Source organism: Streptomyces sp. NPDC030809 (assembly GCF_055572195.1).
Map to the genome: position 1 here is coordinate 132389 of NZ_JBVIDV010000022.1, position 25555 is coordinate 157943.

The 25555-nt window shown below is 76.6% G+C and carries 15 protein-coding genes and 1 pseudogene; 11 read left to right on the top strand and 5 right to left on the bottom strand.

The genetic code is table 11. The annotated features are described in order from the left end of the window. The first annotated feature begins 297 nt into the window (after window positions 1–297). Together ACZ407_RS26880 and ACZ407_RS26885 are read left to right on the top strand one after the other, a co-directional pair. Window positions 298–4212: a hypothetical protein gene (locus ACZ407_RS26880; protein WP_468132545.1), complete on the top strand. Its 3915-nt coding sequence runs from the start codon at window positions 298–300 to the stop codon at window positions 4210–4212. A gap of 156 nt (window positions 4213–4368) precedes the next feature. Continuing rightward, entirely contained in the window at window positions 4369–5325 is a 957-nt protein-coding gene (locus ACZ407_RS26885; RefSeq protein ID WP_468132547.1) for a bifunctional riboflavin kinase/FAD synthetase, read from the top strand. Window positions 5326–5343: 18 nt separating this feature from the next. Here the strand turns inward: ACZ407_RS26885 and ACZ407_RS26890 are convergent. Further along, a pseudogene (locus tag ACZ407_RS26890) lies at window positions 5344–7160 on the bottom strand (MinD/ParA family ATP-binding protein); the annotation flags it as partial. A 1222-nt stretch (window positions 7161–8382) separates the two neighbouring features. Between ACZ407_RS26890 and ACZ407_RS26895 the strand changes: the two are divergent. Further along, window positions 8383–8598: a hypothetical protein gene (locus ACZ407_RS26895; protein WP_468132549.1), complete on the top strand. Its 216-nt coding sequence runs from the start codon at window positions 8383–8385 to the stop codon at window positions 8596–8598. Between the two features lie 289 nt (window positions 8599–8887). On the opposite strand, the gene ACZ407_RS26900 is transcribed toward ACZ407_RS26895, so the two are convergent. Next, a complete protein-coding gene (locus ACZ407_RS26900; RefSeq protein WP_468132551.1) occupies window positions 8888–9643 on the bottom strand; it encodes a hypothetical protein in 756 nt (251 codons plus the stop codon). After that, window positions 9640–10953 carry a type VII secretion protein EccE gene (gene eccE, locus ACZ407_RS26905; RefSeq protein ID WP_468132553.1) on the bottom strand — a complete coding sequence of 438 codons (1314 nt, stop codon included), beginning with the start codon at window positions 10951–10953 and terminating at the stop codon, window positions 9640–9642. Before eccE ends, ACZ407_RS26900 begins: the two co-directional genes overlap by 4 nt. Window positions 10954–11036: 83 nt before the next feature. Between eccE and eccB the strand changes: the two genes are divergently transcribed. The 4 genes from eccB to ACZ407_RS26925 all read left to right on the top strand — a co-directional run bounded on the left by eccB (window position 11037) and on the right by ACZ407_RS26925 (window position 14807). After that, a complete protein-coding gene (gene eccB / locus ACZ407_RS26910; protein ID WP_468132555.1) occupies window positions 11037–12539 on the top strand; it encodes a type VII secretion protein EccB in 1503 nt (500 codons plus the stop codon). 12 nt (window positions 12540–12551) lie between these two features. Further along, window positions 12552–13913, top strand: a complete 1362-nt coding sequence (mycP, locus tag ACZ407_RS26915) for a type VII secretion-associated serine protease mycosin (protein WP_468132557.1) — start codon at window positions 12552–12554, stop codon at window positions 13911–13913. 90 nt (window positions 13914–14003) lie between these two features. Continuing rightward, window positions 14004–14366 carry a WXG100 family type VII secretion target gene (locus tag ACZ407_RS26920; protein ID WP_468132559.1) on the top strand — a complete coding sequence of 121 codons (363 nt, stop codon included), beginning with the start codon at window positions 14004–14006 and terminating at the stop codon, window positions 14364–14366. 150 nt (window positions 14367–14516) lie between these two features. Next, a complete protein-coding gene (locus ACZ407_RS26925) occupies window positions 14517–14807 on the top strand; it encodes a WXG100 family type VII secretion target (RefSeq protein ID WP_468132561.1) in 291 nt (96 codons plus the stop codon). 110 nt (window positions 14808–14917) lie between these two features. Here ACZ407_RS26925 and ACZ407_RS26930 read toward each other — a convergent pair whose 3' ends face one another. Continuing rightward, window positions 14918–15151, bottom strand: coding sequence for a DUF397 domain-containing protein (locus ACZ407_RS26930; protein WP_468132563.1), 234 nt, complete (start codon window positions 15149–15151; stop codon window positions 14918–14920). Between the two features lie 48 nt (window positions 15152–15199). Further along, on the bottom strand, window positions 15200–19354 hold the full coding sequence (gene eccCb, locus ACZ407_RS26935) for a type VII secretion protein EccCb (RefSeq protein WP_468132565.1): 4155 nt from the start codon (window positions 19352–19354) through the stop codon (window positions 15200–15202). A 315-nt stretch (window positions 19355–19669) separates the two neighbouring features. Between eccCb and eccD the strand changes: the two genes are divergently transcribed. From eccD to ACZ407_RS26955, 4 genes are all read left to right on the top strand, one after another. Further along, window positions 19670–21166: a type VII secretion integral membrane protein EccD gene (gene eccD, locus ACZ407_RS26940; RefSeq protein WP_468132567.1), complete on the top strand. Its 1497-nt coding sequence runs from the start codon at window positions 19670–19672 to the stop codon at window positions 21164–21166. A gap of 177 nt (window positions 21167–21343) precedes the next feature. Then, complete coding sequence (rpsO, locus tag ACZ407_RS26945; protein ID WP_150207049.1) at window positions 21344–21631, top strand: 30S ribosomal protein S15; 288 nt, start codon at window positions 21344–21346, stop codon at window positions 21629–21631. Between the two features lie 303 nt (window positions 21632–21934). Continuing rightward, window positions 21935–24154: a polyribonucleotide nucleotidyltransferase gene (locus tag ACZ407_RS26950; protein WP_468132605.1), complete on the top strand. Its 2220-nt coding sequence runs from the start codon at window positions 21935–21937 to the stop codon at window positions 24152–24154. After that, window positions 24151–25530: a M16 family metallopeptidase gene (locus tag ACZ407_RS26955; protein WP_468132569.1), complete on the top strand. Its 1380-nt coding sequence runs from the start codon at window positions 24151–24153 to the stop codon at window positions 25528–25530. Before ACZ407_RS26950 ends, ACZ407_RS26955 begins: the two co-directional genes overlap by 4 nt. Window positions 25531–25555 lie beyond the last annotated feature (25 nt).

Here is a 25555-nt window from a genome sequence, read left to right on the forward strand (position 1 = left end):
TGGTTGTTGTTGGTTTTTGGTGGGTTTTTGGTTTTGGGGGGGGGGGGGGGGGGAACCCCCCCCCCTCTCCCCCCCCCCCCCCCCCACGCTCCCCCCGCCCCCCTGGCTCCCCCCTCTTTTCCCCCGCACGGTGTCTATCCATCCGACCCCCGCTATTCACCCGACCGAGCAGGCGCTCGGAGTGAATGGAGGGAGCGCAAGGGGGCGCATCGGGGACGCGTTCTGTACCCGCTGATCATCACCGACCTACGGTCTTGCTCTTGTCGGGCAGGGCGGTGGCGTGGCGTGGCGGGTGGCATGGCGGAGAACGGGCCGATGGCGGGGCCGACGGCGGAACCGGTGGCGGGGCTGGTCAGGATCTGCGACGGCGCCGGACGGCCGCGGGGCAGCGGCTTCGTCGCGGACGGCCTCGGCACGGTGGTCACCGCCCACGAGGCCGTCGCCGGTTTGGACCTCCTGGTGCTGCACGGGGCGGGGGAGCGGACCTGCCGGGCCGGGGCGGACGCGGTCACGGCCCTGCCGGGGGCGGGGCTGGCGCTCGTACGGACGGACGGGCTCGGGGTGCGCCCGCTGCCGGTGGGCCCGCGCCCGGGCATCGCGCCCGGAACGTACGTACGGCTGGCCGCGCGGGGCTGGCGGCAGGCTCGGGTGCTGGGCCCGGCCCGGGCCTCGTACACCGCGGACGGCCGCCGCCACGAGCCGGCCGGGGTGCTGGCGCTGGCCATCGGGACGGACGGCCGGGACGCCGTGCAGCGGGGCGGCGAGGCCTGCGGGGGCCCCGTCCTCGATTCCCGGACCGGAGCGGTGCTCGCGGTGCTGGGCACTGCTCTCGACGCGGAGCACCGTCCGGCCGCCTTCGCCCTCGCGCTGCGGGCGCCGGCGGCCGCGGACCCCGGCGGGGAGCTGGCCGCCCTCCTGGCCCGCAACGCGGCCACCGTCCCCTGCTACGGCAGCGACCTCAACCTCGCGGGCGCCCTCCAGCTGACCGGCACCTGCATCGGCACCTCCATCGGCTACGCGGGCACCCCCCGGAGCTGGCCCGAACCGGTCGAACGGCCCGACATCACACGGGAGTTCGCCGTATTCGAGACCGGCGCGGAGGCCGCCGTGCTCGCCCTCGTCGGCGACCCGGGCACCGGGCGCACCACCGAACTCGCAGCGCTCGCCGCCCGCCGGGCCCGCGGCCCGGAACCCGCCCCCACCGTCTGGCTGCGCGGCGCCGACCTGCTCGCCGCGGACGGCTCGGTGGCCGACGCGGTGGCGAGGGCGCTCGGCGCCGCCGGCCGCATCCTCGCCGCCTCCGGGGCCGAGGGAGACCCGGCCGGGGCCACCCCCGAGCAGGTCGCCGCCCTGGCCCGGGCCGCCGGCCGGCCCCTGCTCGTCCTCCTCGACGGCCCCGAGGAGATGCCCCCGGCCCTCGCCCACCGGCTGCCGGAGTGGTCGGCCGGGACCGCGCACTGGCTCCGGGAGGCGGGCGCGCGCCTGATCACGGGCTGCCGGACGGAGCACTGGGAGCGGGCGGCGCCGTGCCACCCGCCCGAGTCGCTGCACCGGCCCGCCCGGCCGGTCCGCGGGCTGCCCGGGGCGGTACGCCTCGGCGGGCTGGCCCCGGCGCAGGCGGCCGCCGCCCGGGACCGGTACGGGATCCCCGAGGGCATCCTGTCCGGCGCGGACGCGGCACACCCGCTCACCCTGCGGCTCCTCGCCGAGCTGCGGGCGGCGGGGGCGACCGGCGGTCGCCCGGACCGCGCCGAGGTGTTCGCGGCGTACCTGGACCTCGTATGCCTGCGCACCGCCGTCCGGCTGGCGGCGCAGGAGCCCTCGCCGCCCGGAGGCACCGCGGTACGACGGCTGGCCGCGCGGGTCTCGGCCCGGCTGCACGAGGCGGCCCGGCGCTGCCTCGGGCCGGGCCAGGGCGCGCTGGACCGGGCGGGCTTCGAGGAACTGTTCCCCTGGCGCACCGGCTGGGCCTCGGCCGTGCTCACCGAGGGGGTCCTGACCCCGGCCGGGCCGGGCTACCGCTTCGGCCACGAGGAACTGGCGGACTGGCTCCAGGGCCGCCACCTGGACGTGCCGGCGGCCCTGGCGGCGCTGGTGCACGGGGACGGGGGAGTCGTCGCCGCGGCGGGGGAGCCGGAGGGGGCGGGGACCGGGGGGCCCGTCCTGCCCGTGGCCCGGGAGCGGGTGGGGGTCGTGACCGAGGGACTGCTGGGGGAGGCGGCGCGCGGGCGGCTCGGCGGCCACCTCATGGGGCTGGTCGCCGCCCTCCAGCGGGGCGCGGGCGCGGACGGCGACTGGTGGGCCGCCCGGCTGCTGCGCGAGGTGCTGCTCCGCTGCGCGGACGCCGAACCGTACCTGCCGGTGCTGCACGCCCTGGCGGAGTACGTGGCGCAGTCCGGCCCCGGCCGGTTCGGCGGCACCTTCTGGAACCGCCTCCCCGTCTCCGAGGACACCCGCCTCGACCTGCTCCGCCGGCTGCTGCCGTGCGATCCGGGGGCGCGGGAGGCGGGGGCGGGTGCGGGTGCGGGGTCCGGTTCCGCGGGGGCGGGTACGGGGGTTGGCTCGGCAGCGGGTCTGCACGGCAGTGCGGGCGGTGGCGCCGGGCCGGGTGCCGACGGCGGCGGTCGCCCCGGCGAGGGCGAGGCCTCCGGAGGCGGCCGCGGCCGCGGGGGGACCGGCTGGGGCGGGACCGGCCCGGCCGCCCGGGACGGTGACGCAGGCCGACTCCGGGCGGAGGGCTGTGCCGGTGCCGGCCGGCCGACTCCCGGTGCGGGGGCGGATGCGGGTGCGGGGCAGGCGGCGGCGCAGGCGGCCGGGCAGACGGCCGCGTCGGCCGGCGGGCCGGGGGACCCCGGCGGGCCGGGGGACCGGTTCATCGAGGCCGCTGCGCGTCGGCTGCGGCGGGATCCGCAGGCCGTTCAGCCGCTGCTCTGCCGGTGGTTCGGCGACGAGCGGGCGCTGCGCGCCCGCCCCGGTGCCACGGTGGCCACTGCCGCCCAGGCCCTGCTGCACACCCACCGCGGTCTCGCCCTGGACGAACTCACCGAGACCCTGGTCGGATGCGCCCACCGCCGGGCCGACGAACTGCTGGCCGCGCTCGCCGAGGAGGAGCCCGCCGCGCTGTGCCGGGCCGTGGACCGCTGGTCCCGCGACCCCCGCCCCGAACGCCGGGTCGCGGCCGCACTCTACGGACCGGTGACCGCCCGGCACGCCCGCACCCCCGGCGACCGAAAGCTGCTGCGCCGGGCCGCGCTGGCCCTGCTCGCCCGTCCCGGCGACGGCTCCCTGCACGGCGCCGCCCTCGCCCTGCTGGTCCGCGACCCCGAGACCCGGGACCAGCACCTGCCGGCGGCCCTGGAGCGGTTCGCGGCCGGCGACCCCCGGCTGCCGCCCGACGCGCTGGCCGCCGCCCTGCCCACCCACCCCGAACCGGTGTTCGCCGCCTTCCGGCAGCGGCTGGCCGCCCCCGCCGGAACGGAAACGGGAACCGGAGCGGAAGCGGCAACCGAAGCGGAAGCGGGAACCGCAGCGGAAGCGGGAACGGGACCCGGTGCGGGAGCGGGGCCGGGTCCCGGCGGGCCCGCGGCACCCGGCCCCGCCGCCGCGGTGCTGCGCGCCCTCGCCGACGTGACGGGGCCCGTCCCGGCCCGCCGGGCCGCGGCCCTCGTCCACGAGCACCTCCTCCGCAGCGCCGGCCTCCCCGGGACCGCCGCGGCCGCGGCCGACTTCGTCGAGCGCCGCCTCGGCCACGGCCCCGCCGCCCGCGACACGCTCCTGCCGCTCGTGGCGGACCTGCTGCGGGACCGGCCGGCGGGGGTCTGCCGCGCGCTGGCCCCCGTACTCGCCGCGCCCGGCACCGAGGAGGCGGAGCCCCTGCGGGCCGAGCTCCTCGCCGAGTTGTTCGCCGTCCTGTCCGCCGGCCCGCCGGAGTCCGGTGGAGCGCGTGCGGAGGACCTCGGCGCACTCGACGCCCTGCTCTGCGCGGCCGCCCGGCACGCCCCGGCGCGAGGTGCGGAGGCGACCCGCGCGCTGGTGCGCCGTATCGCGCAGCTGCTCCTGCGCACCCCCGAGGGCGCGGCCGTCCTGGACCGCCGCCTGGTGGAGCTGGAGTGCAAGGTGCCCGGGTTCGCCGCCCTCACCGCGGGCCGGCCGGCGGCCCGGCCGCGCGAGTGGGCGGCGGTGCCGGGGCCCGGCGCACGGCGCACGCCGTAGACCTTCGCGGGGGTCGGCGGGCCGGGCGCCGGCCCGATACCGATGAGTGCCCGGGACCAGGGACATGGCAGTCTTAGTCCTGCGTCATCACGGCATACGGGGTTGCGCACCACGGGATCAGGCATCACTACAGGGTTCGGGCGAGGAGCGGTCACAGTGCAGCGCTGGCGTGGCTTGGAGGACATCCCCCAGGACTGGGGACGCAGCGTCGTCACCATCGGCTCCTACGACGGCGTGCACCGGGGCCATCAACTGATCATCGGCCGGGCCGTGGCCCGCGCCCGCGAACTGGGCCTGCCGTCCGTCGTCGTCACCTTCGACCCGCACCCGAGCGAGGTCGTCCGGCCGGGCAGCCACCCGCCCCTGCTCGCCCCGCACCACCGCCGCGCCGAACTCATGGCCGAGCTGGGCGTGGACGCGCTCCTGATCCTGCCGTTCACGGCCGAGTTCTCGCAGCTGTCCCCCTCCGACTTCATCGTGAAGGTGCTCGTCGAGGCGGTGCACGCCAAGGTGGTCATCGAGGGCCCCAACTTCCGCTTCGGCCACCGGGCCGCGGGCACCACGGAGTACCTCGCCGAGATGGGCGAGACGTACGACTACGAGGTCGAGGTCATCGACCTGTTCGCGCACGGCGAGGCCGGGGGCGGCGCGCCGTTCTCGTCCACGCTGACCCGCAGGCTCGTCGCCGAGGGGGATGTCACGGGCGCCGCCGAGATCCTGGGCCGGCCGCACCGCGTCGAGGGGGTCGTGGTGCGCGGGGCGCAGCGCGGCCGCGAGCTCGGCTACCCGACCGCGAACGTCGAGACCCTGCCGCACACGGCCATCCCGGCGGACGGCGTGTACGCGGGCTGGCTGACGGCGGGCGGCGAGCGGATGCCGGCGGCCATCTCGGTCGGCACAAACCCGCAGTTCGACGGCAAGGAGCGGACGGTGGAGGCGTACGCGATCGACCGCGTGGGCCTGGACCTGTACGGGCAGCACGTCACGGTCGACTTCCTCGCGTACGTGCGCGGGATGGCGAAGTTCGAGTCCCTGGAAGGGCTGCTGGAGGCGATCGCGGACGACGTGAAGCAGTCGCGCGAGCTGACGGCGGCGTACGACGCGGGGCGCTGACGCGTGCTCGTGCGACACGTGGCCTTGCGGCAGGCGGCCTTCCGATGCGGGGCCCGGCGGCACGTGTCCGTATGACGGATGGGCGAGGGCCCGCGTCTCCGGTCCGGGTGGACCGGGACGCGGGCCCTCGTCGTCCGTCAGGGGTGGTGGGGCGGCGGCTGCGGCGCCTGGGGTGTCTGCGGTGCCTGCGGCGGCTGGTACGGGCTCTGGGGAGCGGCGTACGGCTGCTGCGGCGCCGGCTGCGCGGGGTGTGCCGGGTGCGCCGGTGGCGGGGCGTACGGGCCGTCGGCGGCGGGGTACGCGGGTCCGGGCACGGGCGCCCCGGGCGTTCCGGGTACGGGCATCCCCGGTGCGGGCATCCCCGGTACGGGCACGCCCGGGGGCGCTCCCCACTGCGGGATGCCCTTCGCCTGCTGGGCGCGGGTGAAGTCCTCGGCCACCAGAGTCGCGAGCTCGAAGTAGGCCTCGCGCGTCTTGGGCCGCATCATGTCGAGGTCCACCTCCGCGCCGGCGGCCAGGTGCTCGTCGAACGGCACGACGACCACCCCGCGGCAGCGGGTCCGGAAGTGGTGCACGATGTCGTCCACCTTGATCATCTTGCCGGTCTCGCGGACCCCCGAGATGACGGTCAGGGAGCGGCCCACCAGCTCGGCGTAGCCGTGGGCGGACAGCCAGTCGAGCGTGGTGCTCGCGCTGCTGGCCCCGTCCACGGAGGGCGTGGAGATGATGATCAGCTGATCGGCGAGGTCCAGGACCCCGCGCATGGCGGAGTAGAGCAGCCCGGTCCCGGAGTCCGTGAGGATGACCGGGTACTGCCTCCCCAGCGTGTCGATGGCCCGGCGGTAGTCCTCGTCGTTGAAGGCGGTCGAGACGGCCGGGTCCACGTCGTTGGCGATGATCTCCAGCCCCGAGGGGGCCTGGGAGGTGAACCGCCGGATGTCCATGTACGAGTTGAGGTGCGGGATCGCCTGCACCAGGTCCCGGATGGTCGCGCCGGTCTCGCGGCGGACCCGGCGGCCGAGGGTGCCGGCGTCCGGGTTCGCGTCGATCGCGAGGATCTTGTCCTGCCGCTCGGTGGCGAGGGTCGCGCCGAGGGCGGTGGTGGTCGTGGTCTTGCCCACGCCGCCCTTGAGGCTGATGACGGCGATGCGGTAGCAGGACAGCACCGGCGTGCGGATCAGCTCCAACTTCCGCCGCCGCTCGGCCTCGGCGGCCTTGCCGCCGAACCGGAACAGCCCGCCCCCGGCGGCCCCGCCCCGGCTGCTGCGCGGCTTCTGCTTGCCCCGCAGCAGCCGCTCGGAGGAGAGCTCCACGTTGGCCGTGTAACCGAGCGGCGCCCCGCCCCCGGGCGCGTGCGGGTACGGCTGCTGCCCCGGCCCGTACCCCGCGGGCACGGCGGCCCCGCCGCCCTGCGGCCAGTGTCCACCGGCCTGCCCACCGGCCGTCGGCTGCGGGTACCAGGGCACCCCGGCGGCGGGGGCGGCACCCGGAACCGCGGCGGGCGGCGGGGGCACGACCGGCGGTACGGGCTGCCCGGGGGCCGGGGGAGCGGGGGGCGCCGGCGGAGCCGGGGCGGGCAGCGGTGCGTTTCCGGCGGGCAGCACGCCCCCGGTCACGCCCTCCGTGCCCGGAACGCCTGCCCCGGGAGGTGCGGGCGCCGGGCCCGCGACGGGGTCGGAGGCGGGGGCGGGGGCACCCCACACGGCCCCCGCCGGAGGCAGCCCGTCCACCGGCCGGTCCTCGCTGCCGGACGCAGCCACCCCGGCCGTGGGCACGGCCTCCCCCGGCGCCGGGGGTGCCGGGAGGGGCGGGGCGGGCGCCGACGGCACGACCGGCGGTACGGGCTGCCTTTGCGGCGCCTGGGGCGCAGGGGGTACCTGCACACTCACCGGCGGGAGTCCGTTCGCGGCCACACCGTCAGCGCCCGCAGCGCCCGCCCCGGCCGAGGGCACGGGACCCGCGGGGACGACCGGCGGAATCCGCATGGTCGGCGGAGACACCAGATCCCCGGGCCGGGGCCCCTCGTCCGCAACGGCGTCCGGCACGTAACCGGGCGGCACGGCGTCCTGCGGCACGGCCTCGCCGTCGGCCAGGGAAACGGGTGCCGCGGGCACGACCTGCACCGGCGCAGCGTCCTGCGGGAGGTCGCCCATGCCCGGCGGGGTGTGGGGTGTTGCGCCGGGGGACGGGGCCGCGGACGGGGACGGTGCGGAGTCCTGCGGGACGGCGATGGTGCCCTGCGGCGGGTGGAGTGCTGGGGGCAGGGCGGGTGTGGCGTCCGGTGGGACCTGGCTGACACCGGGCGGCCGATGGCCGGTTTCGGCCGGTGCCGGTGCTGCGTCCTGCGTGCCGGGGCCCGGCCGGGCCCCGGTGACCGGGGCCGGTACGGGGCCGGTGCCCGGCGGGGAGAGGCGGGCGCTGCCCGGAGCCGGAACCGGAACCGGTACGGCGTCCTGTGGTTCGGCACCCGTCTCCGGCGCGGACGGAACGGACAGGGGCGGCCGCCCGGACATCGCGCCCGGCGCCGGGGGCGCCACGACATCGGAGGGCACAGCGAACGCGCCGGGCGCTGCCTGCGGCTGCGGCGGGAGCGGATCCGGCGGCGGGATCGCGGGGCTTGATCCCGGTTCGTGGTGCGGCGGCGGGGTGGCGCGGCCCGTGGTCGGTGGGCCGTACGAGGGCACTGGATCGGGGACGTGCGCGGCCCCTTCCCGTACGTCTTCGACGGCCGGGGCCGACGTGGGCCCGGGAGCCGGGTCCGCGGCAGGCGCCCCGGCACCGCCCGCCGGCAGGAGCTGCCCGGACTCGGGCGCATGGCCCCCGGTGCCGGAAAACCCTCCCTGCACCGGCTCGTGGGGCGTCGGTTCCACCAGGCGCGAGGGGACCGCACCCGGCACGGCGTCCTCGGTGGCAGGCAACGGACCCCCGAGCGCGGGCCCGCGGGCGTCCGCCGCGCCGTGGCCCTCGCCCTCACCTTCGCCCGAGGGCGGCAACGGCGCGTCCGTGATCACCAGCGGTCGCGATCGCGGCCCCGGGTTGCGGTCCTCTCCGCCCGCCGTGTCCCCATCGCCCGCAGGCCCGTACGGCAGGTCCCAGGGGGCCGCGGACCCCTCGGCCGTGTTCTGCTGCTCCGCAGCCGGGGTGGGCCAGCGCCGGAAGCCGCTGCCGGGCGGCAGGCCCGGGATGACCGGGGCGTCCGGCGCCGAGGCGTTCTGCGTGTACCAGGCCGGCATGGTGAACTCGCCCGCCGCCTCCCGTTCCGCATCGGACTGATCCGGCGGGATGTCCCAGGCTCCGCCGCGGTTCTCGTTCCGATCGCCGGTCAATCGTCCTCCTGGTCGACTCGCGTACCGGCACCCCGCCCGAGGGCGGCGCGCCCACGGCCAGCCTAATCGGGTCCGGCCCACCCGCGCCGGACTCCACCGAGCCGTCACACGGCGGGCACAACGGCACGTCCCCGCGCAGGACGAGGCCGCGGCGGCCCCGCTCGCGGCGGCCGCGCAAGAGAGTTCACCCGCGGGGCGGCCAACCGTCCCGCGGGCAACGCGCCGAACCGCAGGCGCTAGTCCAGCCGTCGGGCCGGGCCCAGGAAGGCGGATTCCGTTCGGGTCGGGTCCGTCAGGACGAAGCGGTGGTCGTGGGGGGTGCACCACAGGGTGACGCCGTCGGTGAGCGTGGGGAGGGCGTCTGCGGTGGCGCGGGGGAGGGACAGGGCGCGGGCGACCTCGGCCGCCTCCGCCGGGGACACCTGCTGTACGCCCGCCAGCGAGGAGCGCGTCAGCAGGCGCAGGCCCTCCGGGGCCAGGTACGGGAGGAGGGTCAGGACCGACTGCCAGGGGCCCGCCGCGAGCCGCCCCCGCGGCGGCCGCGCCCCGCAGTCGCGGATCACCAGGGCCGGGCCGCCCACCGACGCGTCCTGGGCCGGTACGCGGCCCGGCTCGTGCAGGGTCACGCACGGCCGCCCGCCGCCCGCGGCCTGCGCCAGCGCAGCCCAGTCAGGTGCGCGGCCCGTCTCCACCGCCACCCGGGCACCCGTGGCCGCCGTCCGCAGCGCCAGCACCTGCGCCGTCCACAGTCCGCCGACGAGGGCCACCTCGTACGGGGTCGGCCGGATCAGGCCCAGGACCGCGGGCCGGCCCCGGTCGTCCACCCCGATCACCACGCCGTCGTCCCCGACCGGCACCGCCAGCGCGTCCAGCTCCGCCGCCGCTACGAGGTGCCGGCCCGGTACGCGCGGTCCCAGCGGGCCCGGGCCGTACGCTCCCGCCCGCCGCCGGGGGAGCCGCGCGGGGAGGCGCCACCGGCCCGCGGGCCTCACCGCGTGCCGCCCAGCGGCAGCGAGGCCAGTGCCGCGGGTGCCTGCTCGCGGTCCAGCCGGACCAGTCCCGCCCCCGCTCCGCGCGCGATGCGTTCCAACTGCCGTCCCGATGCGTCCAGTTCCTCATCGTTGCGGCCGGTGATCCGGACGTGGCCGGTCAGGGCCACCTCGCGGCGGCCGGCCGGGGCCAGGGTCAGGCTGAAGTTCGCGGCCAGGGCCGGAACCGAGGTGAGGAGCGCGACGAACTGCGGCAACCCTGCGCATCCGCCCCCGAGTTGCGGCCACCGCGCCACCCAGTACGTGGTGTGCCGCCGGTCGTCGCAGCGCCAGCTGCGGGCCGACTCGTCGGTGCGCCGCACCGGCGCGGCCGCCCGCACCGGCGCAGCCGCCCGCACCGGCGCAGCCGCCCGCAAGGGCGCGCCCGCCCCCTCCCGGCCGCCCGCCGCCCGCGGATCCGTGCCCGCGGAGGTGGCCAGGGCCGCCGTCAGCTCCTCCTCCGTGAGGACCACGGCCCGGAACCCCGCCCCCGTCAGCCGGCTCGCCAGCTGGTCCGCCGCCCGCACCAGGCACCGCCGGGCCCCCGCCGCCCCGCCCCCGCGCGCCGCCACCGCCTCGGGGCACGCGGACGGGTCCAGCTTCAACGCGATCCACGTCAGCCGTACCGCCGGAGAGCCCGTACGTGCCTGCAACGGCAGGTAGTTGACCGCCGCCATCGACTGCGGCGGCAGGTGCGGCGCGGGCGCCGGCCGGCTGTGCTGCACCAGCTGTACGGACTCCAGCCGGATCCCGTCCGTCTCCAGCGCCGCGCGCAGCAGGGCCAACGGCAGTGGCCGGGCAGACCGTTCGGCACGCAGCGCCCTCGTGCCGGGATCGGCGTCCACCCGTACGAGTGCCGTCAGGAAGGTGCCGTCGCCGATCATCCCGACCGGCCGCCGCCCCCGCCCGCCGTAGGACTGCGTACGCAGCGCAGGCGCGCATTCCACCACCGGGACCAGCCCTGTCCCGGTCCCCGCGGGTACCGGCACGGCCGCCGCCCGGCGCCGCCTGCCCCGCAACTCCAGCCAGGACACGGCGAATTCGGACAGCGAGCGGCGCCGGGGGCGCGCCACCGCGAGCACCACCAGGACCGCCGCCACCGCACCCGCGGCGCCCCGTGCCCGCGGCCCCGCCGGAGCCGCGAGCACCGGGACCGCGGCCGCCAGCTCCAGCAGCACCACCTGGTGCAGACGGAACGGCCCGAACCGCCCCGCCCGCGCCGCCGCACGGGGCGAAACGGCCTGGCCGCGCGGCTCGGCTGCGCTGGTGCGCATGGCGCATCTCCCCTTCACCGTGTGGAACCCTCGGCCGGAACCCCCGTACCGGACCGGCATGTTAGAGACAAGATCGGGTGGCCATGGCAGCACGGCGCGACGAGCTCAGCGCGTACACCTTCGCGAAGCGGCGGACGGTGGCCGCCTTCCTGCACCCCGGCGCCCCCGGCGGCGCGGAGGACGGCGCGCCCCGGCCGCTGCGCGCCGTCCTGCCCGGGCTGGTCGCCGCCGCACTGCTCCTCGCGGGGCACGGCGCCTGGGGGATGCTGCGCCCGCAGGCCCCGCCGGGCTGGGACGAGCCGGGGGCCGGGGTCCTCGTCGGCACCGCCTCGACCACCCGCTACGTGGTCCTGGACACCGGTGGCCGCCCGCACCTGCACCCCGTCCTCAACCTGGCCTCCGCCCGTCTCGTCCTCACCCCCCGGGACTCCGACCGTGTCATTCGTGTGAGTGACGAAGTGCTCGATGCGGGCTCACCCCCGCGCGGCCCGGTGATCGGCATCCCGTACGCGCCCGACCGGCTCCCCGCCCCCGCGGACGCGGGGACGCCGAAGCGGTGGGCCGTCTGCCAGCAGCCCGGCGGCCACCCCGGCAGCCCTGGCGGCCCGGGCGTGCGGACCGCCGCCTTCGTGTTCGCCGCGCGCGAGTCCGGCCGTACCGACGGGGCCGGCCGGCTCACCGGCGGGCAGGTGCTCCACGTGCAGGGCCCCGACGGGACCGCGTACCTGGTCGACTCCGCCGGCACCCGGTACCGCATCGCCGGGGCGGTCCGTGACCGCGCCACCCTCCTCGACACCCTCGTCGGGCCCGAGCAGCGCCCCCAGCCCGTGACCGCCGCCTGGCTCGCCACCCTCCGCGAGGGCACCCCGCTCGCCTTCCCCGCCCTCCCGGCCGGGGCCGTCGCCGGGGCCGACGCGAAGGTCCCTGGCCTCGCCGGAGCCGAGGGCCGGGTGGGCACGGTGCTCCGCGCGACCACCGGTTCCGGACCGCGGTACTACGTCGTCCTGCCCGGCACCGTCCGCCCGGTCAGCGCGTTCACGGCCTGGCTGCTGGTCCACGCCCCGGCCACCGGCAGCCTCCGCATGAAGGGCCGGGCCCGCGAGGTGGACCGGCAGTCCCTCGATCCGGCGCACGGCGCGTTCGACGCCGCCTTCCGCTGGCCCCGGCAGCGGACCGCACAGGTCAACGGCGGGGAGGCGGCCGGACCGGCCGCACGCACCACCGTCTGCGCGCTCCTGCTCCACACCGGCCCCGGAGGCCGCACCACCCTCGGCACCTGGGCGGGCCCCCGGTTCCCCGTGGATACCGCCGCCTCCGGCACCGGAACGTACGTCACCCCCGGCAGCGGCCTGCTGTACACCCAGGTCCGGGGCGCCGCCCCGCACGGCCCGCTCTTCCTGCTGACCGACACGGGACTGCGCCACGCCGTCCCGGGCGGCGGCCCCGGCGGCACCGCGGGGGAGGCCCGGACCCGGCTCGGCTACCGGCGGACCCGGCCCGTCCCGGTACCGCCCGCATGGTCGGAGTTCGTGGCCAAGGGACCCCGTCTCGACACCGACGGCGCCCGCCGGCCGCAGGGTTCGTGAGGAGCACCACCCGTGACAGCGAGAACTCCGGCCCGCGGCCGGGCCCCGGCCCCCGCCCCGACCCCCGCCCCGGCCCCGACGCCGACCCGCGCCCGCACCTTCCCCCTCGCCGCAGCCCTCGCCCTCGCCCTCGCCTTCGCCCCCGTCCTCCCGGAAGCCTCCGCGGCCCCCCGGCCCCGCATCGAGGCCGCCCGCACCCACACCACCGGCCCGGCCCCCGTCCGCGCCCACTCCCCGGCCGCCCCCTGCACCTTCCCCACCCCCCACCTCGCCCCCGGCCGCCCCTGGCCGCTCCAGCGGGTCCTGCTCGACCGGCTCTGGCAGGTGACCAGGGGCCGGGGCGTCAAGGTGGCCGTCATCGACACCGGCGTGGACCGGGCCAACCCGCAGCTGCGCGGGGCCGTCGACACCGCCGCCGGGCGCGACTTCCTCGACCCGGGCGGGGACGGCACCGAGGACCGCACCGGGCACGGCACCCGCGTCGCCGGGGTGATCGCAGCCCGGCCCCGGCCCGGCACCGGCTTCGTCGGCCTGGCACCCGAGGCCGTGATCATCCCCATCCGGCAGAACGACGACCGCGGCAGCGGGACCGCCGCCACCCTGGCCGCGGCCGTCGACCACGCGGTGGCCCGCGGCGCCGACGTGGTCACCGTCTCCCAGGACGCCGAGGAGCCCCTGGCCCGCACCTCCGCGCTCGCCGCCGCGGTCCGTAACGCCGTCCGCAACGGCGTGGTCGTGGTCGCCGCGGCGGGCAACGACGGCCCCGGCGGCGGTCACCGCGGGCCCACCGCCCCGGCCTCCCTCGCCGGGGTGCTGGCCGTCGCCGCCTCCGACCGGGCGGGCGAGCGCGCGCCCTTCTCCCGTACCGGTGATTTCGTGGGGGTCGCCGCCCCCGGCGTGGACATCGTCTCCACCGTCCCCGGCGACGGCCACTGCACGGACAGCGGCACCAGCTTCGCGGCCCCGTACGCGGCCGCGGTGGCGGCCCTGCTGCACGCCGTGCACCCGGACTGGACCCCGGACCGGATCATCACCCGCATCGAGCAGACCGCCGAGCGCCCGGGCAACGGCCGCGACCCCTTCCTCGGCTGGGGCGTCATCGACCCCGTACGCGCCCTGACCGCCGAGGGGGTCCCGGGGCGGGCGCCCGCCCCGGGTCCTGCACCGCCCGCGGTCCCGGCCCCCGAACCGGCCCCGCTCGCCCTCGGAGAGAGCGCCGAGGACCGTCAAGTGCGGTACGCCACCTACGCCTTGGGAGTCACATCCGCTTTGCTCGCCGCGCTCGCCGGCGCCGCGGCCGCCGTACGCGCCTCCCGGCGGCAGCGGTTCGCGGAGGCCCCGCCGGCAGACCGCTCGGCACGTGACGCCGGTTGACGCGCGGCGATGGCGAAGGCCGCGCCGTGGCTAGGGTGTCGGGCAGGTCCACGGCTGCCCGCAGCCTGCGATGACGGGAGAACACCGAACATGGCGATGCACCTCCAGGTCGACGAAGGCAGCAAGATCAGACTCGCGGAGGAGATCGCGGCCTTCCACGCCGAGCTCTCCGGCCGGATCAACGCCCTGAACGACGTGGTGGACCGGATCCAGGCGGGCTGGCGGGGCGCGGCCGGCCAGGAGTACGACCAGCTCCAGCGCGGGGTGAACCAGCACCTCGCGAAGATCAAGGGCAGGCTGGCCGAGCTGGAACAGGCCGTCCGCCTGAGCGTGAAGGGCTTCAGCGCCGAGGAGCAGCAGCGCATCGCCGACATCCGCCGCGTCACCGCGACCGCGGAGACCGGCCCGGCCGCCTCGGCCCCCGCGAACACCAGCGCCATCCTCCGCATGTGAGACCAGCGGCCGCGTACGCCGTCCGCCCGGCCGCCAGCCGCCAGCCGCCAGCCGCACGGCCGCCGACCTGCGCCACCAGCCGTCCACCCCGCCGCCAACCCTCACCGGGCCGCGAGCAGCGCCGCCCCGCGAACGACCGGAGGAGCCCCCATGCCGCTCGCCGTCAACTACGACACCGTCGCCACCGCCGCCGACGACGTGCGCCGCACCGCCCGCCACCTCACCCACGAGCTCGACCGGCTGATGGCCCAGGTCAAGGCCGCCGCCGCGGTCTGGGAGGGCGAGGCGAAGCACGCGTACACCGACATCCAGCACGCCGTCTCGACCGAGATGGCCGGCATGAACGCCAAGCTCGGCACGATCGCCGGCCTCCTCGACAGCTCCCTCACCGGCTACCAGGACACCGACCGCGGCAACGCCACCCGCTTCCGCATGCTCTGACCCCGCCCCCAGCCCCCCGCAAACCACAGCCCCCGCCCGCAACCGCCCGCGCACGCGCAAGGGCCCGGCACGCGCACCGCGCGCACCGGGCCCTCCCGTACCGCTTCGGCTCAGGTCAGGTCGAACTCGCCGTCCCGCGCGCCGAGTACGAAGGCCGTCCACTCCGCCTCCGTGTACCGCAGCACGGTGTCCGGGTCCAGCGAGGACCGCATCGCCACGGCCCCTCCCGGCAGGTGCGCGATCTCGACCCGCTCCTCGTGGTCCTCCGTACCGGGCGCGCTGAGCCACTCGGCCCCGGAGATGTCGAGGGCGTACAGCTCGTCCTTCTCACGTGCATCAGCCATCAGCGCGTTTCCCTTCGGCGGAGCGGTGCGGCCAGGCGTACGGCCTTGTCACGCATCGTACTTCCCCGACCACTCCTCGGGCAGCCAACCGAACTGGACCAGCGGACCCCCGCCCCGCCGCGCCACGAACACCCCGCGCCCGGGCGGCATCGCGGCGGCCCGCACCCCGCCCAGCAGCTCCCCCTCGCCCCGGTCCCCGGACAGCACCGCCCCCTGCGCCCCCAGCTCCCGCATCCGCTGCAGGAAGGGGTCGTACGCGGCCCGCGCCGCCCCCGCCGCACTGCGCGCCACGACGAAGCGGACGCCCACGTCCCGCGCGTACGGCAGCAGCTCCACCAGCTCCGCGAGCGGATTGCCGGCCCCGGCGGCGACCAGCTCGTAGTCGTCGACGAGCACGAACAGCCTCGGGCCCGACCACCAGCTGCGCTCCCGCAGCTGCCGCGGGGTGACGTCCGGACCGGGGGCCCGCCTCCGCATCAGCGCGGCCACCGCCGCCGCGTGCATCTCCAGAGCCTCGGCGGTCGGCGCGTATTCCAGCAGGTGCGAGGGGGCGACCGCCTCCAGCAGGGTCCGCCGGAGGTCGCCCACCACGATCCGCGCCTGCTCGGGCGGATAGCGCTCCGACAGCTGCTTCGCGATCAGCCGCAGCAGCGCCGTCTTCCCCGACCCGCCCTCGCCGAACACCAGGAAGAACGGGTCCGTCTCGAAATCGGCGAACACCGGCTCCAAGTCCGCCTCGCCCACCCCGATCGCGATCCCGCGCTCCGGCTGCTCGGATCCCTTCGGCAACCGGTCCGCGGGCAGCAGCGGCGGAAGCAGCCGCACCTCCGGCGCCGCCGGCCCCGGCCGCCCCGCACGTACGGACTCCACCAGCGCGGCGGTGGCCCCGGCCAGGTCCGCCGCCCCGGCCCGGCCGTCCGCGCGCGGCACGGCGGCGAGGAAGTGCAGCCCTTCGGGGACCTGCCCCCGGCCCGGCGCGCCCTGGGGCACGGCCGCGGCCGTCCGCCGGTCGAAGTCGGAGTCGAGCGGGTCGCCGAGCCGCAGCTCCAGGCGCCCCGGGATCTGGTCCTTCAGCGCCGCCCGCACCTCCATCGGGCGGGAGGCGGTCAGCACCACGTGCACCCCGTAGCCCAGTCCGCGCGCCGCGAGGTCCGCGACCACCGGCTCCAGCGCCTCGTGCTCCGCACGGAACGCGCCCCAGCCGTCGACCAGCAGGAACACGTCCCCGAAGGATTCCCCGCCGGGCAGTTGCCCGGCCGCCCGCCGCCCCCGGTGCTCCGCCATGGAGCCCACCCCGTGCGCCCGGAAGCACTCCTCGCGCCGCGCGAGCACCCCCGCGACCTCCGCGACCGTACGGCGCACCCGCTCCGGATCCAGCCGCGAGGCCACCCCGCCCACGTGCGGCAGGCCGGCCACCGCGGCCAGTCCGCCGCCCCCGAAGTCCAGCCCGTAGAACTGCACTTCGGCGGCGGGGCGGGTGAGCGCGAACGCGCACACCAGGGTGCGCAGCAGCACCGATTTGCCCGACTGCGGGCCGCCCACCACGAGCAGGTGTCCGGCCGCCCCCGAGAAGTCCCGGCACAGCACCTCCCGCCGCTGCTCGAAGGGCCGGTCCACCACCCCCAGCGGCACCACGAGCCCACCCGCCGGCGCGCGCCCGCCCGGCCCCCGGTTCTCGTCCTCCAGCTGCTCCAGGAGCCGGTCCAGCGGCGGGGCCTCGTCCAGCGGGGGCAGCCACACCGGGTGCGCGGGCGGCCCCTGCCCGGCCAGCTGCGCGACGACCAGGTCCAGCACCGAGCCGGTCTCCTGCACCGCCGCGGCCTCCGGTACGAGCACCGCCGCGGCCTCCGGTCCGGCCTCCACCGCAGCCTCCGGCACGGGCACCGGCGCGGCCGTGAACAGCACCGGCCGCCGCCGCGCCGCAGACCCCCGTTCCCCGGGAGCCCCGGCCGCCGGCCCGGGCCCCGCCCCGCAGGGCCCCGACACGTACGCCGCCTTGAAGCGGGTCATCTCCTCCGTGCCGTGCTTCAGGTAGCCCGACCCGGGGGCCGGCGGCAGGTGGTACGCGTCCGGCACGCCCAGGGCGGTGCGCGACTCCGCCGCCGAGAAGGTCCGCAGGCCGATCCGGTACGACAGGTACGTGTCCAGCCCGCGCAGCCGGCCCTCCTCCAGGCGCTGCGAGGCCAGCAGCAGGTGCACCCCGAGGGACCGGCCGATCCGGCCGATCTGGAGGAACATGTCGATGAACTCCGGCTTGGCCGCCAGCAGTTCGCTGAACTCGTCGATGACCAGCACCAGCGAGGGCAGGGCCGGCAGCGGGGCGCCCGCCGCCCGGGCCCGCTCGTAGTCGCGGAGGCTCGCATGGTTGCCCGCCGCCCGCAGCAGCTCCTGGCGGCGCCGGAGCTCACCGCGGACCGCATCGCCCATCCGGTCCACCAGCGTCAGGTCGTCCGCGAGGTTGGTGATGACCGCGGCCACGTGCGGCAGCTCCGCCAGACCCGCGAAGGTGGCACCGCCCTTGAAGTCCGCCAGGACGAAGTTGAGCGTCTCCGAGGGGTGCGTGACCGCAAGCCCCAGCACCAGCGTGCGCAGCAGCTCCGACTTCCCCGAACCGGTGGCCCCGACGCACAGGCCGTGCGGTCCCATGCCGCCCTGCGCCGTCTCCTTGAGGTCCAGCCGCACCGGCTCCCCGTCCTCCCCGACCCCGATCGGCACCCGCAGCCGCTCGCCCTCCGGCCGAGGCCGCCAGGTCCGCCCGGGGTCCACCCCGGCCGGATCGTCCAGCCCCAGCAGGTCCGCGAAGTCCGGCTCCGCCGCCGGCTCCGCCGCCCCGTCCGCGCCGCCGGTGCGCAGCGGGGCGAGCTGCCGGGCCAGCGCCTCCGCCGCGACCGGCGCCAGCACGTCCGGCACCCCCTCGTACGCCACCCCCGCCCCGGACTCCAGCCGCAGCAGCCCCGGCCGCACCACCACCGACAGCTCCCCGGCCGGCACGGCGTCCCCGCTCGCCCCCGGCGCCGGCCCGCGCCCCGGCCACCCGCCGGGCTCCGCAGCCCCGCCGCCCGCCGCCTCCGCACCCTCCGGCCCGTCCTCCGCGGCTGCACCCCCCGCCCCTGCACCGCCCGCCGCCACCACCACGACCGTCACCCCCTGGAGCCCCCCGGCCGCAGTGCACGCCGGCTCCCCGCGCAGCAGCAGCCCGCCACCCCCGAAGACCCCCGCCCCCGCCTCCGCACCGGCATCCACGACCACCACCACGTGCGCCCGGTCCGCCACCGGCGGTGCGTCCCGGGCGAACCGCGGCCGCCCCTCCAGCAGCGGGGCGAGCAGCCGCTCCACCCCGTCCGGCCCGCTTCCGAACAGCCGGCGCGACCCGGCCCCGTCCACGGCGTCCGGCTCCCCGCGCACCTGGGCATGGGGCAGCCACTTCACCCAGTCCCACGCCGCCGCGGCCGCCCCCGGCGCCGCCGCCACCGCCAGCACCAGGTCCTCGGGGGAGTGCAGTGCCACCAGCTGCGCCACCAGGGCCCGCACCGCGCCCCGGGCCGTCTCCGGCTCCCCGGACACCACCAGCCGGTGGAACGCGCGCACCGACACCGCCACCGGCAGCCCGTCCACCTGCCCGTGCACCGCCAGGAACCGCCGCAGCGCCGCCGCGGCCAGCGGCTCCGGCACGGCCCCCGGGGCCGGCTCCGGGGCCACCAGCGGCGCGGCCAGGGCCTGCGTGCCCAGACCCACCCGGACCTGCCCGAAGTCGGCGTCCCCGGACCGCCGTTCCCACAGCCGCGCCGCATCGGCAACCACCGCCCACAACTGCCCCGGATCCGGGTGCAGATGGAGCTGCGCCTCCCGCTGGGCCCGCGCCGTCCGGCGGACCTGGCGCCGCGCCGCGTCCAGATGCGCGAACCACTCCCGCCGCACCTCGTCCAACTGCCCGTCCGCACCCCGCCGGTGGCGCACCGCCTGCCCCACCGCCAGCGCCGCCGTGGCCGCCAGCATCAGCACGCCCATGAGTCGCATGAACACCTGCGGGGACAGGAAGAAGAACACCGCCGAAGACCCCATGCCGAGCATCGGGAGGAGCTGCATCAGCGCCCCCTCCCGCTGCCCGCGCGGGAGTTCGGGCGGCGGCAGCAGGCTTAACCCGTCGGAGGGGACTTCGGGCGGCAGCACCCGCGGCGGACGCTTGACGAGGACCTGGCTCACCGGGCACCAATCCCTGGGCAGCAGAAGGGCACGGCCCGGCCGGACGCCCCGGGCCCCGCGGTCTCCCCTCCGCGCGCGGCAGATCCTAGCCCGGCGCCGGCACCCCTCCGGCCGGGTAGCGTCCCGCCCGCCCGGCCGCCGGCCGGACCCGCCCGCGCACCGGCCCGGCCCCGTACGGCATCCCGGACCGGCCCCCGCGCCCACCGCCGCGACCGCACCCCGAGCGCCCCGGCGGACGACGAACGACGAACGACGAACGACGAACGACGAACGACGAACGACGAACGACGAACGACGAACGAAGGACAGCAACAGGTGAGTACGGCCGCCACCGGCTTCTGCAGGGTCACCGTCGCCGCCCCCGACCGCCGCGTCGACCTGGCCCTCCCCGACGACCTCCCCCTGGCCGACCTCTACCCCGACCTGTTACGCCTCACCGGAGCGGCCCGGCCCCCCGGCACCCCCGCCGGCCACCACCTCTTCCGCCGCGACGGCCGCGTCCTCGACTCCGGACGCACCCTGGCCGCCCAGCACGTGCTCGACGGCGAAGTGCTCAGCCTGCGCCCCTTCGCCGACTCCCTCCCGCCGCCCGTCTTCGACGACGTCTGCGAGGCCATCGCCGCGGGCGCCCCCGACCGGCAGCGGCGCCAGGAGCACCTGCTGCGCGCGGCCGGGCTCACCGCAGCCGCAGTCCTCCTCCTGCTGCTCGCCCTCCTCCTCTGGTACGCCGAGCCCGCCCGGCACGACATGCACGGCCTGCCCGGCCTCCTCGCCGGGGCCACCGGCCTGCTGCTCACCGCCTGCGCCGGGATCCGCGCCCGGATCCACCGGGACCGGGGCTGCGCCGCCGCCCTCGGCCTGGCCGCCCTCCCGCACCTGATGCTCGCGGGCTCCGGGATCCTCGGCCCCGCACCCGGCACCGGCCCGGGCCGCCTCCAGTTCCTGCTGGGCTGCCTCTGCGTGCTGACCGCCGCCACCGTCCTCACCCTCCTCACCCCGGAGGGGGACGCCCCCTTCACCGCCGCCGCGGTGCTCGCCGCCGCCGGGGCCCTGACCGCGTTCCTCGCCATCACCGCCGGACTCACCGCCACCGGGGCCGCCGCCGTCTGCGCCCCCGCCGCCCTCGGCCTGATCGCCTTCCTCCCGGCCCTCTCCGCCCGCGCCGCCCGCCTCCCCCTCGGCTACGAACCCCCCACCGGCCCGGCCCGCCACCCGTACGGGCGCCAGGAGGACCCCGCCCCGCACCCGCAGCCCGCCCCCGACCCGGCGGCCCTCCCCGCCCTCCCCGCCCACGACCCCGCCCTCGTCGCCGCCCGCGCCCGCCGCGCCCGCGACCTGCTCCTCGGCCTGCTCGCCGGGACCTGCGCCGCGGCCGCCTGCTCCGCCGCCGTCCTCGGCACCTCCGGCAGCCCCCGCGCCCGGCTCCTCGCCCTCGCCACCGCCCTCGCCCTGGTCCTGCGCGCCCGCCTCTTCCACCGCCCCGCCCAGGCCGCCTGCGCCCTCGCCGCGGGCCTTGCCGCCCTCGTCCTCCTCGTCACCGGCCTCGCCCTGCAGCTGCCGCCGGACCTCCGGGACGCCCTCGCCCACGGGGACCGCTCCGGCCTGGACCTCCGTACGATCCGCCTCGCCGCCCCCCTCGCCCTCGGCGCCGGCCTGCTCACCGCGGGGGCCCTGGCCGCGCCCGGCAAGGGGCTGTCACCCTGGTGGGGGAGGGTGCTCGACCTCGCCGAGGCCGCCGTCCTGTGCTCCCTCGTACCCCTGGCCCTCGCCGTACTGGACGCCTACGCCGCAGCCCGCGGGCTCACGGGCTGAGACACGCCGGGCAGGAGGCCTGGTACGCTGTGTGACGGCCGTCTGTGCGAGCTCCCCCGGAACATCATCCGAGAGGCTGCGATCCGCGCGGACAGCGCCCGCCTCCCGAGTCACGGAAGCTCCCCAGAGAAGCAGACCTGGGGCACTCGGAGGCCACGAGACATCAGAGGAGTGAACGTGTCGCTCGACACCGCCACGAAGAAGCAGATCATCGCCGAGTTCGGTACCAAGGAGGGCGACACCGGCTCCCCCGAGGTCCAGGTTGCGATGCTCTCCCGCCGCATCTCGGACCTGACCGAGCACCTCAAGGCGCACAAGCACGACCACCACTCCCGTCGTGGTCTGCTGATCCTGGTCGGCCAGCGTCGCCGCCTGCTGCAGTACCTCGCCAAGAAGGACATCCAGCGCTTCCGTACGCTGGTCGAGCGCCTCGGCATCCGCCGCGGTGCCGCGGGCGCCAAGTAAGACGCTGTGAAGGGAGCGGTTCCCACACGATGGGGCCGCTCCCTTTGCTGTACGTGCGGGACGTACCGGACGCTTTGTAGTCTGGAACCGCGCGCGTTTCGCGCGCATCGCAGCCGCACAACTGAAGAGGAGGAGCGCACTCCCTCCGCCGCCGGTCCTCGGTAGTGGCACCCGGAGAGCCCGTGGGGGCCCCGTACCGGGTGCTTCGATCGAAGACCGGCCCGCACGCAAGGAGCGCTTCTCCGCAACCGTCCACCGCCACACGGGCGGCGGACGGAGACGACGAAAATGGAGAAAACGCTAGTGGAGAACGAGACCCACTACGCCGAGGCCGTCATCGACAACGGCACCTTCGGCACCCGCACCATCCGCTTCGAGACGGGCCGTCTGGCCCGCCAGGCCGCCGGCTCCGCCGTTGCCTACCTGGACGACGACACGATGGTGCTTTCGGCCACCTCCGCGTCGAAGAAGCCCAAGGACCAGCTCGACTTCTTCCCCCTCACGGTGGACGTCGAGGAGCGCATGTACGCGGCCGGCAAGATCCCCGGCTCCTTCTTCCGCCGCGAGGGCCGGCCCTCCGAGGACGCGATCCTCACCTGCCGCCTGATCGACCGCCCGCTGCGCCCGTCCTTCAAGAAGGGCCTGCGCAACGAGATCCAGGTCGTCGCCACCGTCATGGCGCTGAACCCGGACCACCTGTACGACGTCATCGCGATCAACGCCGCGTCCGCGTCCACCCAGCTGGCCGGCCTGCCCTTCTCCGGCCCGATCGGCGGCGTCCGCGTCGCGCTGATCAAGGGCCAGTGGGTCGCGTTCCCGACGCACACCGAGCTCGAGGACGCCGTCTTCGACATGGTCGTCGCGGGCCGCGTCCTGGAGGACGGCGACGTCGCGATCATGATGGTCGAGGCCGAGGCCACCGAGAAGACCATCCAGCTGGTCAAGGGCGGCGCCGAGGCGCCGACCGAGGAGGTCGTCGCCGCCGGTCTCGAGGCCGCGAAGCCCTTCATCAAGGTCCTCTGCAAGGCCCAGGCCGACCTGGCCGCCAAGGCCGCCAAGCCCGAGGGCGAGTTCCCGGTCTTCCTGGACTACCAGGACGACGTCTACGCGGCCCTCGAAGAGGCCGTCCGCGGCGAGCTCGCGCAGGCGCTGACCATCGCGGGCAAGCAGGACCGCGAGGCCGAGCTGGACCGCGTCAAGGAGATCGCCGCCGACAAGCTCCTCCCGGCCTTCGAGGGCCGCGAGAAGGAGATCTCGGCCGCCTACCGCAGCCTGACCAAGGCCCTGGTGCGCGAGCGCGTCATCAAGGACAAGGTCCGCATCGACGGCCGCGGCATCACGGACATCCGCACCCTGGCCGCCGAGGTCGAGGCCATCCCGCGGGTCCACGGCTCCGCCCTGTTCGAGCGCGGCGAGACCCAGATCCTGGGCGTCACCACCCTCAACATGCTCCGCATGGAGCAGCAGCTGGACACCCTCTCCCCGGTGACCCGCAAGCGCTACATGCACAACTACAACTTCCCGCCGTACTCCGTCGGCGAGACCGGCCGCGTCGGTTCGCCGAAGCGCCGCGAGATCGGCCACGGCGCCCTGGCCGAGCGCGCCATCGTGCCCGTGCTGCCGACGCGCGAGGAGTTCCCGTACGCGATCCGCCAGGTGTCCGAGGCCCTCGGCTCCAACGGCTCGACGTCCATGGGCTCGGTCTGCGCCTCCACCATGTCGCTGCTGAACGCGGGTGTGCCCCTGAAGGCCCCCGTCGCCGGCATCGCCATGGGCCTGATCTCCCAGGAGATCGACGGCCAGACGCACTACGTCGCCCTCACCGACATCCTCGGTGCGGAGGACGCCTTCGGCGACATGGACTTCAAGGTCGCCGGCACCAAGGAGTTCGTGACCGCCCTCCAGCTCGACACCAAGCTGGACGGCATCCCGGCCTCCGTCCTGGCCGCGGCCCTCAAGCAGGCCCGCGACGCCCGCCTCCACATCCTCGACGTGATGATGGAAGCGATCGACACGCCGGACGAGATGTCCCCCAACGCCCCGCGGATCATCACCGTCAAGATCCCCGTGGACAAGATCGGCGAGGTCATCGGCCCCAAGGGCAAGATGATCAACCAGATCCAGGAGGACACCGGCGCCGAGATCACGATCGAGGACGACGGCACCATCTACATCGGTGCCGCCGACGGCCCGGCCGCCGAGGCCGCCCGCGCCACGATCAACGGCATCGCCAACCCGACCATGCCGGAGGTCGGCGAGCGCTACCTGGGCACGGTCGTCAAGACCACCACCTTCGGTGCCTTCGTCTCCCTGCTCCCGGGCAAGGACGGCCTGCTGCACATCTCGCAGATCCGCAAGCTCGCCGGTGGCAAGCGCGTGGAGAACGTCGAGGACGTGCTCGCGGTCGGCACCAAGGTCCAGGTCGAGATCGCCGAGATCGACCAGCGCGGCAAGCTCTCCCTGATCCCCGTGATCGAGGGCGAGGACGCCGCCGACGAGAACAAGGACGACTCCGACAAGTGACGTCGCGCAGTTCCCGTGTGACGGCCCGCCCCTCTTCGGAGGGGCGGGCCGTCGCCCGTACCCAAACCCTCCTCAAGGGCCGTGACGGCATCGGCACCGTCCGCCGCACGACCCTGCCGGGCGGACTCCGCATCGTCACCGAGACGCTGCCCTCCGTCCGCTCCGCCACCTTCGGCATCTGGGCGCACGTCGGCTCCCGCGACGAGACGCCCACGCTCAACGGTGCCACGCACTACCTGGAGCACCTCCTCTTCAAGGGCACCGCCAAGCGGTCCGCCCTCGACATCTCCGCCGCCATCGACGCGGTCGGCGGCGAGATGAACGCCTTCACGGCGAAGGAGTACACCTGCTACTACGCACGGGTGCTCGACACCGACCTGCCGCTCGCCATCGACGTGGTCTGCGACATGCTCACCGGCTCGCTGATCCTCGAATCCGACGTGGACGCCGAGCGCGGGGTCATCCTCGAAGAGATCGCGATGACCGAGGACGACCCCGGCGACATGGTCCACGACCTGTTCGCGCACACCATGCTCGGCGACACCCCCCTGGGCCGCCCCGTGCTCGGGTCCGTGGAGACGATCAACGCGCTGAGCCGCGACCAGATCGCCCGCTTCTACAAGAAGCACTACGACCCGACCCACCTGGTCGTCGCCGCCGCCGGCAACGTGGACCACGCCAAGGTGGTCCGCCAGGTCCGCGCCGCCTTCGAGAAGGCCGGCGCGCTCACCCGCACCGACGCCGTGCCCGTCCGGCCCCGCGCCGGCCACCGCACCCTGCGCACCGCCGGCCGCGTCGAGCTGATGAACCGCAAGACCGAGCAGGCCCACGTGGTCCTCGGCATGCCCGGCCTGGCCCGCACCGACGAGCGCCGCTGGGCCCTCGGCGTGCTCAACACCGCCCTCGGCGGCGGCATGTCCTCCCGGCTCTTCCAGGAGGTCCGGGAGAAGCGCGGCCTGGCCTACAGCGTGTACTCGTACACCTCCGGCTTCGCCGACTGCGGCCTCTTCGGCGTGTACGCGGGCTGCCGCCCCAACCAGGTGCACGACGTCCTCAGGATCTGCCGCGACGAGCTCGACAAGGTCGCCTCGGACGGTCTGACCGACGAGGAGATCAACCGCGCCATCGGCCAGCTCTCCGGCTCCACCGTCCTCGGCCTGGAGGACACCGGGGCCCTGATGAACCGCATCGGCAAGAGCGAGCTGTGCTGGGGCACCCAGATGTCCGTGGACGACATGCTGACCAGCATCGCGGCGGTGACCCCGGACGACGTCCGCGCCGTCGCACAGGATGTACTGGCCCAGCGCCCTTCGCTCTCGGTCATCGGCCCGCTCAAGGAGAAGCAGGCCGCCCGCCTGGACGAAGCGGTCGCCTAGTCCCGTAGGTACGTAAGGAAGCGAA

What these genes read in the sequence shown, in the direction of transcription:
- ACZ407_RS26925 (WP_468132561.1), top strand. Translation starts at nt 14,517, where the DNA reads ATGCCGCTCGCCGTCAACTACGACACCGTCGCCACCGCCGCCGACGAC.
- eccB (WP_468132555.1), top strand. Translation starts at nt 11,037, where the DNA reads ATGGCAGCACGGCGCGACGAGCTCAGCGCGTACACCTTCGCGAAGCGG.
- ACZ407_RS26930 (WP_468132563.1), bottom strand. Translation starts at nt 15,151, where the DNA reads ATGGCTGATGCACGTGAGAAGGACGAGCTGTACGCCCTCGACATCTCC.
- eccE (WP_468132553.1), bottom strand. Translation starts at nt 10,953, where the DNA reads ATGCGCACCAGCGCAGCCGAGCCGCGCGGCCAGGCCGTTTCGCCCCGT.
- ACZ407_RS26880 (WP_468132545.1), top strand. Translation starts at nt 298, where the DNA reads ATGGCGGAGAACGGGCCGATGGCGGGGCCGACGGCGGAACCGGTGGCG.
- ACZ407_RS26920 (WP_468132559.1), top strand. Translation starts at nt 14,004, where the DNA reads ATGGCGATGCACCTCCAGGTCGACGAAGGCAGCAAGATCAGACTCGCG.